This is a genomic window from Candidatus Cardinium hertigii, assembly GCF_050864915.1.
In the GTDB taxonomy this organism is placed as follows: Bacteria; Bacteroidota; Bacteroidia; order Cytophagales; family Amoebophilaceae; genus Cardinium; species Cardinium hertigii_D.
The window spans coordinates 119176-135614 of record NZ_JBOZWY010000001.1; the positions used below are offsets into that span (position 1 = coordinate 119176).

The window sequence follows — 16439 nt, forward strand, 5'->3', positions numbered from 1 at the left end:
GCTGCTATTATGTAGGAAGCACTTAGCAATTTAATCTATCTATAAAATACTAATATAGCATGTTGCATAAAAAGCAAATCGAACAATGGGTATATCGTTTTGGTTACGATACAGATTATTCTAATGGACATCCATCTATATTGGGCAATAAAGGGTATGGCCTGGCACAAATGTCTTCTTTGGGCTTTCCGATTCCACCAGGTTTTACCATCATAACCGATGGTTGTAGGGATTATTATGCAAAGGGACAAACGATTGCCCAACCCATTTGGGATCAAGTGGTAGCTGAGATCCAACTACTTGAAAAAGAAACAGGTAAGCATTTTGGAGGTGGTCCTTTTCCATTGTTGTTGGCCCTACGTTCTGGCGCTAAAAGCTCTATGCCAGGTATGATGGATACATTGCTTAATCTTGGTCTAAACGATGAAACGGTGCAATTGTTAGGTCATGCTACCCAAGATTTTAGATTTGCCTATGATAGCTATCGCCGTTTTATAGAAATGTATGGACATATCATTATGGGCATCCCCCATCATCTATTTACAGCTGTACTAGATGGCATAAAACAACAAGACAATCTGCGTCATCAGGAAGGATTAAGTCTTAACGCGTTGCATACAGTTATTGATAACTATAAAAAAATAATTTGGACCCATACAGGTACTACCTATCCACAAAATGTCTTTGAACAGCTTAGAAAAACTATAGCGGCCATTTTTGCATCTTGGAATGGCGCAAGAGCAGTTACCTATAGAAGCTTAAACCATATAGATGATCAAGATGGTACAGCGGTTACCATTCAGTCTATGGTATTTGGCAATAGAGGTACAGATAGCCTAACAGGCGTTCTATTTACTAGAAATCCATCTACAGGAGAACGAAGTTTATTTGGTGAATATTTAATAAATGCCCAAGGCGAAGAGTTGGTTTCGGGTCTAACGACCCCTTGGCCCATCACTAAACAAGGTATACCATCCATTCAACAAGCTGACCATGCATTGGAAGAAAAATATCCCCTTATTTTTAGTCAGCTTAGCAACTTAGCGATTGAATTAGAAAACTATTTTAGGGAGATGCAAGATATTGAATATACCGTTGAACAGGGTAAACTATGGCTGTTGCAGACTAGAAATGGCAAGCGTAGTGCCAAAGCCGCTGTTAAAATAGCCATTGATATGATGCAAGAAGGTAAGATTGATGCAAAAGAAGTATTGAAAAGGATAGATTGTAACCACATAGAGCGGCTGTTGCATCCTACATTAGATGAGAGCCAAACCATCGAAGTATTAACCCAAGGGCTTCCTGCTGCACCAGGTGTTGCCTCTGGCGTAATTGTCTTTTCACCAGAAGAAGTAGCAGCCATTTCAAAAACAGAAAGTGTGTTATTGGTTAGGCCGGAGACTACACCTGATGATATAGGTAGTATGGCGATGGCAGCAGGCATTTTAACCACCAAAGGCGGCATGACGGCACATGCTGCTGTAGTAGCCAGAGGTATGGGAAAACCTTGTGTATGCGGTGCACATGATATTACCATAGATCGCCAAAATAAATGGCTGCTTATTGGCCAGACAAAAATCCCAGTGGGTAGTTGGTTGACCATTAATGGTACCACCGGGCAAGTGATAAAAGGTAAAGTAGCCACTATTAGACAGAAGCCTTTCCCTGAGTTTATAACCTTTATGCAGCTAGTAGATAAGCTCAAAAGAATGGAGGTAAGAGCCAATGCAGAAACTGTTCAAGATGGAGCCGTAGGACGATCTTTTGGTATGGCAGGCATAGGTCTTTGTAGAACAGAACATATGTTCTTTCATCCAGATAAGATGTGCCTATTTAGAAAAATGATCTTAACCTTTTCTAAAACATCCCGTATCGACTTTTTAACAAAATTGATGCCCATGCAAAAAAGAGATTTTAAAGCGCTTTTTCAAATGCTAGATGGCTTACCCATTACCATAAGATTATTAGATCCACCTTTACATGAGTTTTTACCTAGCCATCCAAAAGATCTGGCTGACTTAGCCTTGCAAATAGACTATCCCCTTTCTGAAGTAGAAAAGCGTATAGAGCTACTTTCTGAAGTAAATCCAATGTTAGGCCATCGTGGTGCTAGGTTGGCCATAACCTTTCCAGAAATTTATGTGATGCAACTTCAAGCCTTATTTCAGTCGGCATTAGAAGTAGAAAAAGTTGCATTAGAGATTATGCTACCCCTTGTTTTTGATGCCAAAGAAGTAATTTTTCTTAAAAATATCATAGAAGAAGTACATCAAAAAATAGCACCGCATATTGTATATAAACTTGGCGTAATGATAGAGTTACCAAGAGCAGCCTTACAAGCGGCAACCATTGCACCATTAGTGGATTTTTTTAGTGTGGGCACGAATGATTTAACCCAAACTACATTTGGTATTTCACGGGATGATGGCGTAAAGTTTCTAGAGGATTATCAACAAAAGGGGCTGTTGCAAGCAGACCCTTTTGTTACGATTGATCAAGAAGGCGTTGGCGCATTGATTCAAATGGCTGTGACGAACGGTAGGTCCACAAATCCAAGATTAAAAGTAGGCATTTGTGGTGAACATGGGGGTGACCCAGCTTCTATCCAGTTTTTTGAATCGATAGGTTTAGACTATGTATCTACTTCTCCCTATAGAGTACCTATTGCAAAGTTAGCTGCTGCAAAGGCAAATTTGCTCTAACCCTCTTATCCTTAACAAAATATACGGCTATATGTCCCTTATTTTAAGCATTGAAACTGCCACAACTGTCTGTTCTGTTGCGTTACATCATGGTGGTAGACTTATAGCCCATACTGCACTTTGCATGGATCGTTCGCATTCCGAATACTTAATGCCAATTATAGAAGCTTTATTAAACAATAGCAACTGTGATAAAAAATCATTGGAGGCCATAGCTGTGTCTGCTGGTCCTGGTTCCTATACTGGGTTACGGATTGGTACGGCAGTGGGAAAAGGTCTTTGCTACGGATTAGATGTGCCACTTATTTCAGTTTGTACGCTGGAAGCTATGGCCTATGGCATGCGTACATTTGTTGATCAGGGTACCTTACTATGTCCCGCCATTGACGCGAGGCGAACGGCTATTTATACCCTTATAGCGGACCAAGTTGGCCAAATCAAATCTCCTCCCCATGTAGCGCTATTGGATAATAAAATATACCGAGATGGACTTCCCAACCAACCTTTACTTTTTTTTGGAGATGGTGCATTGAAATGCAAAACATTCCTTGCAGAAAATAAAAATATCCGTTGTATAGCAGAAGTGGCTCCTTCTGCTATACAAATAGGCTACTTGGCTTTTGCTAAGTTTCAACAGCAGCTTTGCGCAGATGTTGCCCGTTATACGCCTTGTTATTTAAGCCAGTTTCAGGAAAAATAAAAGAATTTAGGATATTTATTTGGTTTTTTTTTGGATTAGCCTTAATATTGCTTCTATTAACTCATTAGTGAAACCAGATTAGCTTATAATAGCGTCAAATTACTGCTGATCAGTAAATTTCATGTATAAATGAATAAATAATAATAAAAAGTTCTTTACACACAATTTTTAACATTAATATGAAAAACATAAAAAAAACTTTAATGGCAAGCCTTTTGGCTTGTGCTGCATTTAATGCTAAGGCAGAAGTAAATCCATTTAGTTGGGGTGCTAAAATTGGCCCAAGTCTATCCTTTGCCACGGCGTCTGATGATACTAAGATTAATGGAAACAAAGCAAGTGGTAAGTTTTTTGATACCCTTTTTGCTCACGGTGGTCTCTATGTTGAATATGCATTTAACGATTATATAGGTATGGGGCTAGAAGCTGGCTATATGAAGCTAGGAGGAACCTTAACAGAAGACAAGTCCGCGAATGGCAATGATAATACCAATGAGGCCAATACCACTAATTCCAACCCATCTTCTATTAGCATGGCCAGCCATGGTGTGGCTATTCCGCTCCATTTACAATTCTATCCATTGGGTCGTGAAGAGGAATCAGGTATTTTAAAAATTAATGTAGGTATTACGGGCTATCTTCCATTTGCACCAACTTGCACAGAAACTAATAATGGTACAGAAACAAATATAGAGCTTACTTCGGAAAAAAAAGATGAATTACCAACTTTAAAAGGCGCTATTCATCTTGGCCTTGGGTATGAACTTCCATTTGGGTTATCTATTGATGCTAAGTATGGATACCAGATTTATGGTAGTAAACTTAAAGTAAAAGAAGGTAACTCTTCTCAAACTATATTTAATGCCAATAATCCCAACTTAAAAGACAATAAGTTTCCTATCCACCATGCTACGATTGGTGTAGGTTTTAATTTTATGTCTTTATTGACGTAGTAGGCTAGAAATAAAGCAGTAAGCCTTTTTGAGCTTATTTTTTATTTTATCTGGGTTAAATAGGAGCCAGCTGATGTATACATCAGCTGGCTCCTATTTAATAAGGGCCCGTTCGTCTAGGGGTTAGGACGTCAGGTTTTCATCCTGGAAACAGGGGTTCGATTCCCCTACGGGCTACGCTTTCATGCATATGCTACTTATTAAATCTTTTAAATTTTTAATAAAATTAATTTCTATATTAGAAGATATAGATAGCTGTTCATGTTGTGTAGCTACAAAAGCCTCTTTAAACCCTAATTTTTCCGCTTCTGCTATTCTGTGCTCTACTCTTTCTACCCCTCTTAGCTCGCCGCCTAGTCCAACTTCTGCTATAAAACATTTGCTATTGGAGATAACCTTATCCTTTAAGGAGCTTACAACTGCCATACAGATGGCCAAATCTAATGCCGTATCATCTACCCTAAGCCCCCCTGTAATATTTAAAAATACATCACGGTCATGTAGCCGCAAACCAGTCCGCTTTTCTAATACAGCTAGCAACATGTTCAACCGCCTGGGGTCACAGCCTGTAGCATTTCGTTGAGGATTTCCATACCTGGTTGCTGTTACCAATGACTGAATTTCAAGAATCAATGGCCTAGTGCCTTCTAAACAAGCGCCGATAGCTATACCAGGATAGTCCTGTTGAGAAAGTAGCATAGAGGAGGGATTGTTAACACCATGTAGTCCAGTTACTTTCATTTCATATATCCCTAATTCTGATGTAGGACCAAATCGATTCTTTATGATCCGTACCATGCGATATAAGCATGACTTATCTCCTTCAAACTGGAGCACTGTATCTACCATATGTTCCAATAATTTAGGACCTGCTAATCCACCATCTTTATTGATATGCCCTATTAAAAATAGGGCTACATCTTTACTTTTGGCATACTGCAACAATCGTGTGGTACAAGCCTTAATCTGATTGATACTCCCTACTGATCCTTCCTCTTCTTCATCATATAAGGTTTGAATGGAATCTATAACCAATAAAGTTGGTTCCAAATCATTTGCATGTTTGAGTATCTGGACTAAAGCAGACTCCTGTAGCAGAAAGCAGTTTGGTGAAGATAATCCAAGACGAGAAGCACGTATTTTAATTTGATTTTCTGTTTCTTCTCCAGATACATATAATACTTTAATCGCTTTTAATTGTAAGGCCATTTGAAGCAAAAGAGTTGATTTACCAATACCAGGCTCGCCGCCTAACAGTACTAATGATCCTGGAACAATCCCTCCACCCAGGACTCTATTGAACTCCGCATCTTCAGATAGAAGACGTTTACTAGTAGTCGGTTGAATCTCCTCTAATCTTTTGGGATAGTTGGGAGATGGTTGGTTTACCATGATACCACGTTTGGTATTACCGCTTGCACTAAATTGGGTGACCCTATTCCATTCTTTACACCCATCGCATTTTCCTTGCCATTTAACATATTCAAGCCCACAGTTTGTACAAAAAAATGTCATATAAATTTTGTTTAGCGCTGCCTAATATAAAACATATTTTATGCTTTAGTCCATGCCATTTCACATACCATTTGTGTGGTTTCGTTTACCTTAAAGCGTTCGTCTATTCTATGGCCTATTACCCATACAATTTGATCATTACTTATCATGACGCATACCCTTTCTTTGATGGCAATTGGTATTTTGAGATCAATTAATAAATCGCTGATCTTTTTACGTCCTTTCATACCAAGGGGATAGAAAAAATCTCCAGGATGCCATGGACGTATGATCAACGGAAACTGCAACTTATCATAGTCCAATGCTGCGATCATGGTTGTTTTTTTTAGTATATAGTTGGCATTTCTGTAACAATGAAAGTGCAAAAGATGATTCCTGTATGGAATGGATTGTGTCGTATCTGCAATTACCTTTTCTGGTAACCGTTCTATTTTTTTTTTGCTTACCAACCAATTCTCTCTATCTATATATAGTGTATATTCTATTGAATGGATCATTTTTCCACTGGTTCTAGTTGTTGTAAGTAGCTGTTTGATTTGTTTAAAGGTGAAGCCATAAGGACGCAATAGTTCAAATGTTACCGTAGTGGCCCATGGCTGATCGATTATGGAGTCCATGGCTAGGTAATGGATCTCCTCTTTAAAAGTGCTTACCTTTTTTTTTATCTGATCCATATGATTGTCAAACAGGTTTCCAATATCTTTCAATTGTATAGCCGTTGCTTGCATCGTTGACGCAAGCTTTGGATTGACTTGATGTAAAAGGGGGATCACTTTATTTCGAATAAAATTCCTTTGGTAATAGTTGCATTGATTGGAACTATCTTCTTCCCAATCCAACTTTTGTTCTTTTGCATAGTGTATAATTTCCTTTTTTCTAGCAAAAAGTAGTGGACGTATGATCTGATGGTGCATCGGCTGAATGCCATAGAATCCTTTAATACCTGTGCCTTTAATAAAGTTGAGTAGTATGGTTTCCATCACATCGTCCCAATGATGTGCTGTAGCTATTTTATCCCATCTATATTGTTGTAGTAGTCTATCAAAAAATTGGTAACGTAAGCTTCTAGCAGCCATTTGTATAGAAACCTTGTTGTTATGTGCGAAGCTTTTTGTGTCAAATCGAGTGGTATAAAAAGGAACTTCATAAAATGCGGCCAACGATTTTACAAATTCAGTTGCTACATCTGCTTCTCTGCCACGTAAATTGAAATTACAATGGGCTATAGCAAAAGGTAAGCAGGCCTTTTTAAAAAGGTGACAGAGTACCACAGAATCTACCCCACCACTTACTGCTAAAAGAGTGGTTTGATCCCTATCTACAATTAACTTTTTGTGGGCTAGAAAGTATAAAAAAGAGGTGAGCATAGTTTTAAAGTTGAAGCCTTTCCGATAAATAACAAACGATGCATATGGTTACCTTTATCTAAAGGAAGCATAAAATGAAGCAGTATAGTTGCCAAATTATATGTAAATTTATTCTAAAGTTAGGGAATATAGATCCCATCACCTACCATACGCTAGCTAGGCTAGGTAGTTTAGATTATTTTAATTTGTTATTCAAAGCATATGGCAGAGTGCATTAGGATGCCTAAAATGAGTGATACCATGGAGCATGGTATCATAAGCCGTTGGATCAAGAAAGTGGGGGATAAAGTAGCAGCTGGTGATATATTGGCTGAAGTAGACACAGATAAAGCTACTATGGAGTTGGAGTCCTATGAAGATGGTACATTGCTGTATGTAGGCGTAGCAGAAAAGACAGCTGCAAAGGTTAATGATATAATTGCCATTATAGGAGACCCTCAAGAGGATATTAATACGTTATTGGCCTCTACTGTTGCTATAGATGGGGATAGACCTGGTGATACGCATATAGATATAGATCTACCACCTATTCAATTGCCAATTGCAGATGGCCAAATGATAGCGGCTACTGCCGATATGCAGCCATCTTTGCCTTTAGATCGATTTATTGCTTCCCCTTTGGCCAAAAAAATAGCAAAAGAAAAAGGCTATGATCTCGCACAAATTCAGGGATCTGGTGAAGCAGGACGGGTTGTAAAGAAAGATGTTATCCATTTTGTACCCGATAGACTGGACCAAATTTCGATAAATGAGCAGTCTACTACAGCAGTTTATGAAGATTTCCCCATTTCTACTATGCGCCAAAAAATAGCAGAAGTGCTGACAGAGAGTAAAATGAATATTCCTCACTTCTACTTAATGGTTGACATAAATATGAATAAAGTAGTTGAGATCCGTGGAGAGCTGAACCAATACGCATCAACAAAAATTTCTATTAATGACCTAATTATTAAAGCTACTGCCTTAGCGCTTATCCAACATCCAAAAGTAAATGCTGCATGGTTGACTGATAAAATCAGAAGCTACCAGTATGTGCATATAGGTGTAGCAGTAGCCGTTGAAGATGGGTTACTAGTTCCTGTAGTGCGTTTTGCAGACCAAAAATCATTGGTACAAATTAGTAAAACGGTAAAAAAGGTATGTAAACAGGCACAACAAAAAAAATTGACGCCTAGAGATTATACAGGTGCTACTTTTACTATTTCAAATCTAGGTATGTTCGGTATTACATGTTTTTCGGCTATTATTAACCCGCCAGCGGCTTGTATTTTAGCGGTTGGTGCCATGCAAAAAATACCTATTTTTAAGGATGATCAGGTTGTTCCTGCACATATGTTACAACTTACATTGTCTTGTGACCATCGCGTCGTAGATGGCCATACAGGGGCATTGTTTTTAGCTACTTTAAAAGCGTTGTTGGAACAGCCATTGAGTCTATTACTATAAAAAACGTATCCATCTACCTGATAATAATCATATGATCCAAGTTAAATCGACTACTGTTTTAGCTATGATCCACAATGGAGCAGTAGTTATTGGTGCAGATGGCCAAGCTACATTTGGCCATACCGTTGCTAAAAGCAATGTTAAAAAGGTAAGAAAGCTTTTTGAAGGCAAGGTTTTAGCTGGTTTTGCCGGTTCTACTGCTGACGCTTTTACCTTATTAGAACGTTTTGAAGAAAAGCTGCAAAGCTATCATGGTAATATGAAGCGATCAGCTATTGAGTTAGCTAAAGATTGGCGTACAGATCGTATGCTAAAACGGTTGGAAGCTATGTTGGTAGTGGCCAATCGAGAAGGATTACTAATGGTTACGGGTACAGGTGATGTGTTAGAACCGGATTATCCCTTAGCAGCTATTGGATCAGGCAGTATGTATGCCCAATCTGCTGCCATTGCTTTGATGAAACATGCGCCTCATTTAACCGCTATGCAAATGGTACGAGAAAGTTTAACCATAACAGCGGATATCTGTATCTATACCAACCATAATTTTGTATTTGAGTCGATTCAAGATGAACCTTTGATGGTGTAAGTTTATAAAAGAATGGATCTACAAAAAAAATTACATACAGCTTCTATTCTATCCCATTATTTTCCTGAATTGACAACCAGCCAATTAGAACTTTTTAATCGTTTAGGAAGTATCTATAAAGATTGGAATACAAAGATCAATCTTATATCCCGTAAAGATATAGTCCATCTTTATTTGCACCATGTTTTGCATGGATTAGCCATTGCTAAGGTAATTACTTTTTGTGCCCATACTAAGATTTTAGATTTTGGCACAGGAGGAGGGTTCCCTGGTATTCCGCTGGCCATTATGTTTCCAGAGGTAAATTTTCATTTAGTCGATGCGACCGCAAAAAAGATAAAAGCTGTACAATCAATTGTAAGAACCCTTGGGTTAAAAAATATTAGTGTGGATTGGGCAAGAGGAGAAGACTTAAAAGGCGTCTATGATTTTGTAATCGGAAGGGGGGTTGCCCATCTAGCTTTATTCTATCATTGGGTAAAAGACAAAATAGCTAAGGAAAATAAGAATAGCTTATATAATGGCATACTATACCTAAAAGGCCCATCATCCGACTATTTACCCATATCTATGGATGTATATCCACTTCATCGCTTTTTTATTGAGCCCTTTTTTAGGGAAAAGTATTTGGTCCATGTCTATACTACATTAATAACCTGAACTCTGGATTTATTTAATTGATTTATAAAAGTTTTAGAATAGTATTTTATTCGTATTTTTACTAAAAAGTTAGCTACTTTACCTACTTATACAAAATAATTTATGACATAAAAACCTGATAACCAATATAATTTATATAAATATATTCTTTGCTATTTAGCTTTCCCACTGCCCAGTCCCACTCAACTGTAGTTTTACCTAATGCTTTGGCTAAGGTATCATTTTCATCCTTTAGATGAGCTATTTCATCTTTGTATACACTGAAACCGTTGCTATAGATAGTTATTGTAATTTTTGTTAAGTTTTTAGTGTTATTTTTTATAGTTTTCTGTGTTAAGGATACATAAATTTCACTATTTTAGGCAGGTTTGCCTAATAAACGTAAACTTTTAGGTATTTAAATTTTTTTTTAATAAAATGCACTTGGTATTTTTATCTATACGGTATTGTTTCAGGTAAAGCAACAGTTTAGAACCTAAGTTGTTTCTGTCAAAAATTATAAAACCCTACTATAATGAGGATTAATTTAAATCTAAGATTAAATCTTATCTTTTCATCTTTTATACTAGTTATTTCATCGTGCAGTGGAGTACGTAATGAAATGCATCCTTATAAGCAGCATTCCAATGACTCGATAATCAATGATCCAATAGTAATGGACTATAGTCATCCTTCTCAAAATAAAAATCAACGTATAACGCATCTAGTGATGCATTACACTGTAGCTGATTTAGAAGAATCATTGAAAATATTAACTGATCCTTTACGTTCTCTACGTGTTAGTGCGCATTATCTAGTGCCCAAAACAGCTATAGATAGCCAGAGAAAAGTTTTTAACTTGGTTGCTAATGAAAAGTCTGCTTGGCATGCAGGTATTAGTGGATGGGGAAAACATATCACTCTAAACAATACCTCTATAGGTATAGAAATAGTGAATGCAGGCTTATCTGATAAGCCGAATTTAACTAATGCAGAAAAATGGGAACCTTTTAGTGATTATCAAATGGAAACTGTTATATCTTTATCAAAACAAATTGTTCAAAAATACAATATTGAACCCACTAATGTAGTAGGTCATTCTGATATAGCATTACCCTATGGAAGAAAGCAAGATCCAGGTCCTGCCTTTGATTGGGAAAAACTTTATAAAAACGGTGTAGGTGCATTTTATAATAGATCTGAACTTGATATAAACGAACAATCTAACATAGACATTGAAAAAATTCAAGATCAACTGCAAATGTATGGCTACCGAGGAGTTGTTAAGACAGGTATTTTGGATGAAAATACTCGTCGAGCGCTAAGCGTATTTCAGATGCATTTTAGACCTAGTAGCTATTCAGGTGAACCGGATCCAGAGACAGCTGCTATTTTAAAAAATTTATTAGAAAAATATCATAATAAATAAAACATACTAATTAGGATTTAATATAACAAACCAATAAATATATCAATTAAGTAAGTAGCTATCAGAAAACAAAAAAAATACTGCTCGGATCTGTCCAGTTAAATGTGTAAATTATTTTTATATGTTTTAAATTCTATTAACGCGATAGAACTAAATCAAGTGCGGCTGCAGCTACCTTATCTTGAGCGTTGGCATGCGATGCCGTAAAAAGTTCCATTTGCTTGACTAATTTTAACTGCTGTGCTTCGTCATTAAATAATTCTACTATCTTAGGTATGAGTAGAAAAGGGCATTCCTGATCTGTAATAAGTATAACAGCTCCATGATGGGCCAATGACAAGCTGTTTTTAGTTTGGTGATCTTCTACCACATTGGATGATGGCACCAAAATGGTCGGTTTCCTCCATACACAAAGCTCTGCGATAGATAACGCGCCAGCTCTAGAAACAACAATATCCGCTGCTGTATAAGCCATTTCCATATTGCTTAAATAGGGATAACATTTTATATAAGGATAATCACTCATCGCTTTTTTAATCGGCTTAAAGTAGCGCTTACCTGTAATCCATATAATTTGTATATCCAAGTTAGACAACTGATCTTTCCATTCCAGTATCGTTGTATTCAATATTTTTGCACCTCCACTGCCACCAACCACAAGCAGACATTTTTTATTTTGAAAGGAAGAAAAACTAAAATACTCAAGTGCATCCATTCGGTCTTCTTGGAAGGTACAGAGCGAGGAACGTATGGGATTACCTGTATAGACTATTTTTCCCTTTTCACAAGGAAAAATAACATCTGGATAACCTGTACAAACTTTAGCCACCCATCTAGAAAGCAATCTATTGGTTAACCCAGCTACGCTATTTTGTTCTTGAATAAGGGTAGGAATTTTTTGCATAGAAGCTACAAACAATGTAGGGAAAGAAGCATACCCTCCAGTTCCAATAACCAAATCAGGTTTAAATGATTTAATAATACGCCTTGCTTGGTATAAACTTTTTAAAAGAAAAAAAGGCATTAATAGGTTTTTAAGGATACTATTCCTTTGGAATCCTTTTATACTAATCCGCACAATGGGATAACCAGCAGTAACTACCAACCCCACTTCACTACTTTTTTTTGTCCCTACAAATAAGAAAACTGCATCTGGAACCTGTTTCTTAATGCCATCCGCAATAGCTATAGCAGGATAAATATGTCCACCTGTACCTCCACAACCGACCAAAATACGCATAAATAGTATAATGAATTAATCTTTTAGGACAGGTGCTTGATCGATCTCTGCTGTGCCATTAGGCATTGTAATCGTATACTGAGTTAAATCCCTTGTAGCACGTAACCCAATCCCTTTTAACTCATGGGATTTGTGTGCTATTACAATAGGTAAATCTGTAAATATTATTTCTTGCTTCATATCGTATGACAACTGTTCTGTTCGGATGGTCAATTGTTTTTCTGGAACACTAATGAGAATGTTTCCTGTTATGATACAGAGGCTTTGTTCTTTATTGTAAAGAAGCTTATTGGCTTGAATATAAATAGGAGCTTTTTCTTGATCTACTTTATTGCTTAATATAGCGATTTTTATATCATCTGTTAAGGTTACATTTCCATTTTGGGATTGGCACATCTCATGTGCTTTAATGGTCACCTGTAACCTACCATTACAATCTGTACCCAATAACTCAAATTGAATAGTTTCCAGTAAAGGGACCTCATTTAGTACATCATTTTCAGCATAGGCTGGCGCGCATAAGCCGATTAGGATAAGGCATAATCGCGCGATCAGATAATTAGATCGATAAGCAAAAAATCTTTTTTGATCATTGTACTCAACCATAACCTCTAAAATATGACAAACTTTATTATGCGCGATGAGCAGTAGCCTATTTGGCCCATTCAACTGCTAAATAATTGATCTCCCCTGTAGTAGGTTCCATCACCTGTATAAGTACTGCTTCTGCCGTTGTAGTTCGAATGATTTCAGCGAAATCCACTATACTTTTAACCGGTTGTTTATCAAAAGCAAGTACAATATAACCTTTTTTAAGGCCAGCAGTTTTAAATTTACCCTTGGTAACCTCTTGGACCAGGACGCCACCTGTAAGCTTACATTTTGCTTTTGTTTTTTCATCTATATTCTGAAAAATAGCACCTTCCGCTTTTAATGTATTGTTTTTTAGTATTATTTGTATGGCATCAGGTGCTTTTTCTAACAATAAATTGACGCGCTTTTCTTTACCCTTACGATATAAGATAACAGTGAGCTGATCACCTGGTTTGGCACAACCTATGATTTCTTGTAAATCTGCACTTTTATAAATTGGGCGGTTATTGATTTGTATAATCACGTCTTCTTTTTGCAATAACCTTGTACAAGGACTATGCTCTTGAACTCCATCAATATAGACACCAGTGGTTGCTTGTAAGCCCAATTTCGTGGCCAGTTCAGCATTCATATCCCGAATAGTTACACCCAATAGTACACGTTGTACGGCACCATACTGAATGAAATCATCAGCTACTTTTTTTACCAAAGAAGAAGGTATAGCAAAGCCATATCCTACAAAGGAAGCTGATCTAGTTGCATAAATAGCTGTATTAATGCCTACTAATTCCCCGTATAAATTGACCAATGCACCACCACTATTACCTGGATTGAGGGCTGCATCGGTTTGAATAAAAGATTGAATACCTAATTTGCCACTATCATCTAAATATCTAGATTTGGCACTTACGATCCCTTTGGTAACAGTAGAATGTAAATTAAATGGATTACCGACTGCTAAAACCCACTCTCCCACCTGTAGCTTATCGGAATTACCTAGTACCAAAGTAGACAGATTAGATGCTTCAATTTTTAAAAGTGCTAAATCTGTAGCAGGGTCTGCACCAACTAATTTTGCTTTATAACATCTATTATCATGTAAGGTTACTTCGATTTGATCGGCCCCGTCAATCACATGATTATTCGTAATAATGTATCCATTACTGGTATAAATAACCCCAGAACCATTAGAAATTTGGGGCCGCTGTTCATATTCCTTAGGAATCAATAATCCTTCTCCAAAAAATTGTTTAAAAAATTGCTCTAATGGTGTAATAGCTTCTCGTTTTAGGATTTTAGGATCCTGAGAGGCTTTGATGTACACCACAGCTGGTGTGGCTAGCTTAGCGGCATAGGTAAAATCAGGTAGAGCGGGTAGTGCAGATTTACCTTCTGGTAGGAATAGCCTATCTTGCAGTGGCTGAGTAGGCTCTACAATATTAACTTGCTGGAGACGCGTAACGGGCGCTAAGCTTTTTTTCCCTGCATAAGACGCAACCAACCATACCCCCATTATAACGATAATAGCAGTACCAAATAATTTTTTAACTGCGGCATGCTTATTAAGCTGTTCGTACATAGCAATTTTATTTTTGTATTTTTACATATTATTTTCTTGTGCCCTAGAAAGGGATGGCATACCAATCGAACTGGCCTACCAAAAAGGCTACCAAACCTACGCCAGCAAAAATCTAAAATATTTTTGACCTATACAAAGATGCATCAAATATTACGGATCTACAACAGCCTAACTAGGCAAAAAGAAGTGTTTCAGCCCCTTAAGCCACCTTTTGTGGGCATCTATTTATGTGGTCCCACTGTCTATGGGAACCCACATCTAGGTCATGCACGTGCAGCTATTACTTTTGATATAGTTTTTCGTTATCTGCAACATTTGAACTATAAAGTGCGATATGTGCGCAATATTACAGATGTAGGCCATTTAGAAAGGGATTTAGATGAAGGAAAGGACAAAATACAACAGCAAGCGGATCTAGAGGCGGTAAGTCCAATGGAGGTAGCGCAACGCTACACCAATAATTATCGTAGCAATATGCAACAGCTTAACGTATTACCTCCCAGCATTGAGCCGTGTGCAAGTGGACATATTCCAGAGCAAATTGCCATGATTGAAAAGATTATCGAAAATGGGTTTGCCTATATCGTAGATGGATCGGTTTATTTTGACCTAGCCAAATACAACCAAATGGAGCATTATGGCAAACTTTCAGGAAGGATTATAGAAGCGGCTCGCTCAGGAACACGTGCATTGGCGAATCAAATAGACAAAAAAAACCCAGTAGACTTTGCTTTATGGAAAAAAGCAACACCTATGCATATTATGCGTTGGTCTTCTCCATGGGGAGAGGGTTTCCCTGGATGGCATATAGAATGCTCTGCCATGTCGGCAAAATATTTAGGTAAACAATTTGACATACACGGGGGGGGAATGGATTTGCTTTTTCCACACCATGAGTGTGAAATAGTTCAAGCACAAGCTGCCTTAAAAACGAATTTGGCTACCTATTGGCTCCATAATAATTTGGTTACGATTGACGGGGTCAAAATGGGTAAATCATTGGGTAATTTTATTACATTAGATGAATTTTTTACGGGCAACCATAGGGCTATAGATCAACCCTATAGCCCTATGACATTACGCTTTTTTATACTACAGGCCCATTATAGAAGCACACTTTCTGTTACCGTAGAGGGTCTAAAAGCTGCTCATCAGGGATATCGAAGATTAATGAATGGTTGGTATTTGCTTGCTCAGCTCCATCACGAAACAATTGCCTTGTCTACCGAAAGTGGTGCATTAGATAGAGCGATCTATGAAGATTGTGCAGCTTGCTATAGGGCTATGAACGATGACTTCAATACGGCAAAAATTTTAGCAAGTTTATTTAATTTATTAAAAAAGATAAATGGATGGCACAATGGAACACTACGTGATGCATCTGTTTCAACAGCGGCATTCAACCAATTGCGTAGTACCTATTCTACCTTTATGATAGACCTCTTAGGGTTAAAAGAAGAACGTGAAGCCACTACCGATGAAATGATGGAAATCATACAAACCATTTACCAAAAGGCCAAGGCAGAAAAGCGCTACCATCAAATTGATTTTATACGCCATTCGCTGCATAAAATGGGGATTGCCATACAAGACCACCCGAATGGCATACACTGGGCATACCAGTAGATTATAGTGGACTGAAAAAATAGGACAATAAAATTCCTAAAAATTTGTCTTAAAAATCAG

The 16439-nt window shown here is 37.4% G+C and carries 13 protein-coding genes and 1 tRNA gene; 9 read left to right on the top strand and 5 right to left on the bottom strand.

Annotated features, from left to right (window positions below):
* Positions 1–59: 59 nt before the first annotated feature.
* From ppdK to ACRRVD_RS00470, 4 genes are all read left to right on the top strand, one after another.
* Positions 60–2702: a pyruvate, phosphate dikinase gene (gene ppdK, locus ACRRVD_RS00455; protein WP_432461226.1), complete on the top strand. Its 2643-nt coding sequence runs from the start codon at positions 60–62 to the stop codon at positions 2700–2702.
* Between the two features lie 31 nt (positions 2703–2733).
* On the top strand, positions 2734–3402 hold the full coding sequence (gene tsaB, locus ACRRVD_RS00460) for a tRNA (adenosine(37)-N6)-threonylcarbamoyltransferase complex dimerization subunit type 1 TsaB (RefSeq protein WP_432461227.1): 669 nt from the start codon (positions 2734–2736) through the stop codon (positions 3400–3402).
* Between the two features lie 203 nt (positions 3403–3605).
* Positions 3606–4355, top strand: a complete 750-nt coding sequence (locus ACRRVD_RS00465) for an outer membrane beta-barrel protein (RefSeq protein ID WP_432461228.1) — start codon at positions 3606–3608, stop codon at positions 4353–4355.
* Positions 4356–4460: 105 nt separating this feature from the next.
* A tRNA-Glu gene (locus ACRRVD_RS00470) sits at positions 4461–4532 on the top strand.
* Here the strand turns inward: ACRRVD_RS00470 and radA are convergent.
* A complete protein-coding gene (gene radA / locus ACRRVD_RS00475; protein WP_432461229.1) occupies positions 4530–5870 on the bottom strand; it encodes a DNA repair protein RadA in 1341 nt (446 codons plus the stop codon). The two genes, ACRRVD_RS00470 and radA, sit on opposite strands and share 3 nt — an antisense overlap.
* Before the next feature lie 38 nt (positions 5871–5908).
* A complete protein-coding gene (gene tilS, locus ACRRVD_RS00480; protein WP_432461230.1) occupies positions 5909–7237 on the bottom strand; it encodes a tRNA lysidine(34) synthetase TilS in 1329 nt (442 codons plus the stop codon).
* Between the two features lie 201 nt (positions 7238–7438).
* Between tilS and ACRRVD_RS00485 the strand changes: the two genes are divergently transcribed.
* The 4 genes from ACRRVD_RS00485 to ACRRVD_RS00500 all read left to right on the top strand — a co-directional run bounded on the left by ACRRVD_RS00485 (position 7439) and on the right by ACRRVD_RS00500 (position 11340).
* On the top strand, positions 7439–8683 hold the full coding sequence (locus tag ACRRVD_RS00485) for a dihydrolipoamide acetyltransferase family protein (protein WP_432461231.1): 1245 nt from the start codon (positions 7439–7441) through the stop codon (positions 8681–8683).
* 31 nt (positions 8684–8714) lie between these two features.
* A complete protein-coding gene (gene hslV / locus ACRRVD_RS00490) occupies positions 8715–9272 on the top strand; it encodes an ATP-dependent protease subunit HslV (RefSeq protein ID WP_432461232.1) in 558 nt (185 codons plus the stop codon).
* Positions 9273–9284: 12 nt separating this feature from the next.
* Complete coding sequence (locus tag ACRRVD_RS00495) at positions 9285–9932, top strand: 16S rRNA (guanine(527)-N(7))-methyltransferase RsmG (RefSeq protein ID WP_432461233.1); 648 nt, start codon at positions 9285–9287, stop codon at positions 9930–9932.
* Positions 9933–10533: 601 nt separating this feature from the next.
* The gene (locus ACRRVD_RS00500) at positions 10534–11340 is read left to right on the top strand and encodes an N-acetylmuramoyl-L-alanine amidase (protein ID WP_432461234.1); all 807 of its coding nucleotides are present in this window, start codon (positions 10534–10536) and stop codon (positions 11338–11340) included.
* Between the two features lie 136 nt (positions 11341–11476).
* Here the strand turns inward: ACRRVD_RS00500 and murG are convergent, their stop codons facing one another.
* The 3 genes from murG to ACRRVD_RS00515 are packed head-to-tail and all read right to left on the bottom strand — an operon-like array spanning position 11477 to position 14753.
* Positions 11477–12580 carry an undecaprenyldiphospho-muramoylpentapeptide beta-N-acetylglucosaminyltransferase gene (murG, locus tag ACRRVD_RS00505; protein ID WP_432461235.1) on the bottom strand — a complete coding sequence of 368 codons (1104 nt, stop codon included), beginning with the start codon at positions 12578–12580 and terminating at the stop codon, positions 11477–11479.
* 15 nt (positions 12581–12595) lie between these two features.
* Entirely contained in the window at positions 12596–13249 is a 654-nt protein-coding gene (gene lptC, locus ACRRVD_RS00510; RefSeq protein ID WP_432461236.1) for an LPS export ABC transporter periplasmic protein LptC, read from the bottom strand.
* The gene (locus tag ACRRVD_RS00515) at positions 13233–14753 is read right to left on the bottom strand and encodes a Do family serine endopeptidase (RefSeq protein WP_432461237.1); all 1521 of its coding nucleotides are present in this window, start codon (positions 14751–14753) and stop codon (positions 13233–13235) included. The genes lptC and ACRRVD_RS00515 overlap by 17 nt, the downstream gene beginning before the upstream one ends.
* A 138-nt stretch (positions 14754–14891) precedes the next feature.
* Here ACRRVD_RS00515 and cysS point away from each other — a divergent pair, with 138 nt between their 5' ends.
* Positions 14892–16379 (top strand): cysteine--tRNA ligase, encoded by a 1488-nt coding sequence (gene cysS, locus ACRRVD_RS00520; protein ID WP_432461358.1) that lies wholly within the window; start codon positions 14892–14894, stop codon positions 16377–16379.
* Positions 16380–16439 lie beyond the last annotated feature (60 nt).

What these genes read in the sequence shown, in the direction of transcription:
- cysS (WP_432461358.1), top strand. Translation starts at nt 14,892, where the DNA reads ATGCATCAAATATTACGGATCTACAACAGCCTAACTAGGCAAAAAGAA.
- tsaB (WP_432461227.1), top strand. Translation starts at nt 2,734, where the DNA reads ATGTCCCTTATTTTAAGCATTGAAACTGCCACAACTGTCTGTTCTGTT.
- ACRRVD_RS00485 (WP_432461231.1), top strand. Translation starts at nt 7,439, where the DNA reads ATGGCAGAGTGCATTAGGATGCCTAAAATGAGTGATACCATGGAGCAT.
- ACRRVD_RS00515 (WP_432461237.1), bottom strand. Translation starts at nt 14,753, where the DNA reads ATGTACGAACAGCTTAATAAGCATGCCGCAGTTAAAAAATTATTTGGT.
- tilS (WP_432461230.1), bottom strand. Translation starts at nt 7,237, where the DNA reads ATGCTCACCTCTTTTTTATACTTTCTAGCCCACAAAAAGTTAATTGTA.
- ppdK (WP_432461226.1), top strand. Translation starts at nt 60, where the DNA reads ATGTTGCATAAAAAGCAAATCGAACAATGGGTATATCGTTTTGGTTAC.
- murG (WP_432461235.1), bottom strand. Translation starts at nt 12,580, where the DNA reads ATGCGTATTTTGGTCGGTTGTGGAGGTACAGGTGGACATATTTATCCT.
- ACRRVD_RS00465 (WP_432461228.1), top strand. Translation starts at nt 3,606, where the DNA reads ATGGCAAGCCTTTTGGCTTGTGCTGCATTTAATGCTAAGGCAGAAGTA.
- radA (WP_432461229.1), bottom strand. Translation starts at nt 5,870, where the DNA reads ATGACATTTTTTTGTACAAACTGTGGGCTTGAATATGTTAAATGGCAA.
- ACRRVD_RS00500 (WP_432461234.1), top strand. Translation starts at nt 10,534, where the DNA reads ATGCATCCTTATAAGCAGCATTCCAATGACTCGATAATCAATGATCCA.
- ACRRVD_RS00495 (WP_432461233.1), top strand. Translation starts at nt 9,285, where the DNA reads ATGGATCTACAAAAAAAATTACATACAGCTTCTATTCTATCCCATTAT.
- hslV (WP_432461232.1), top strand. Translation starts at nt 8,715, where the DNA reads ATGATCCAAGTTAAATCGACTACTGTTTTAGCTATGATCCACAATGGA.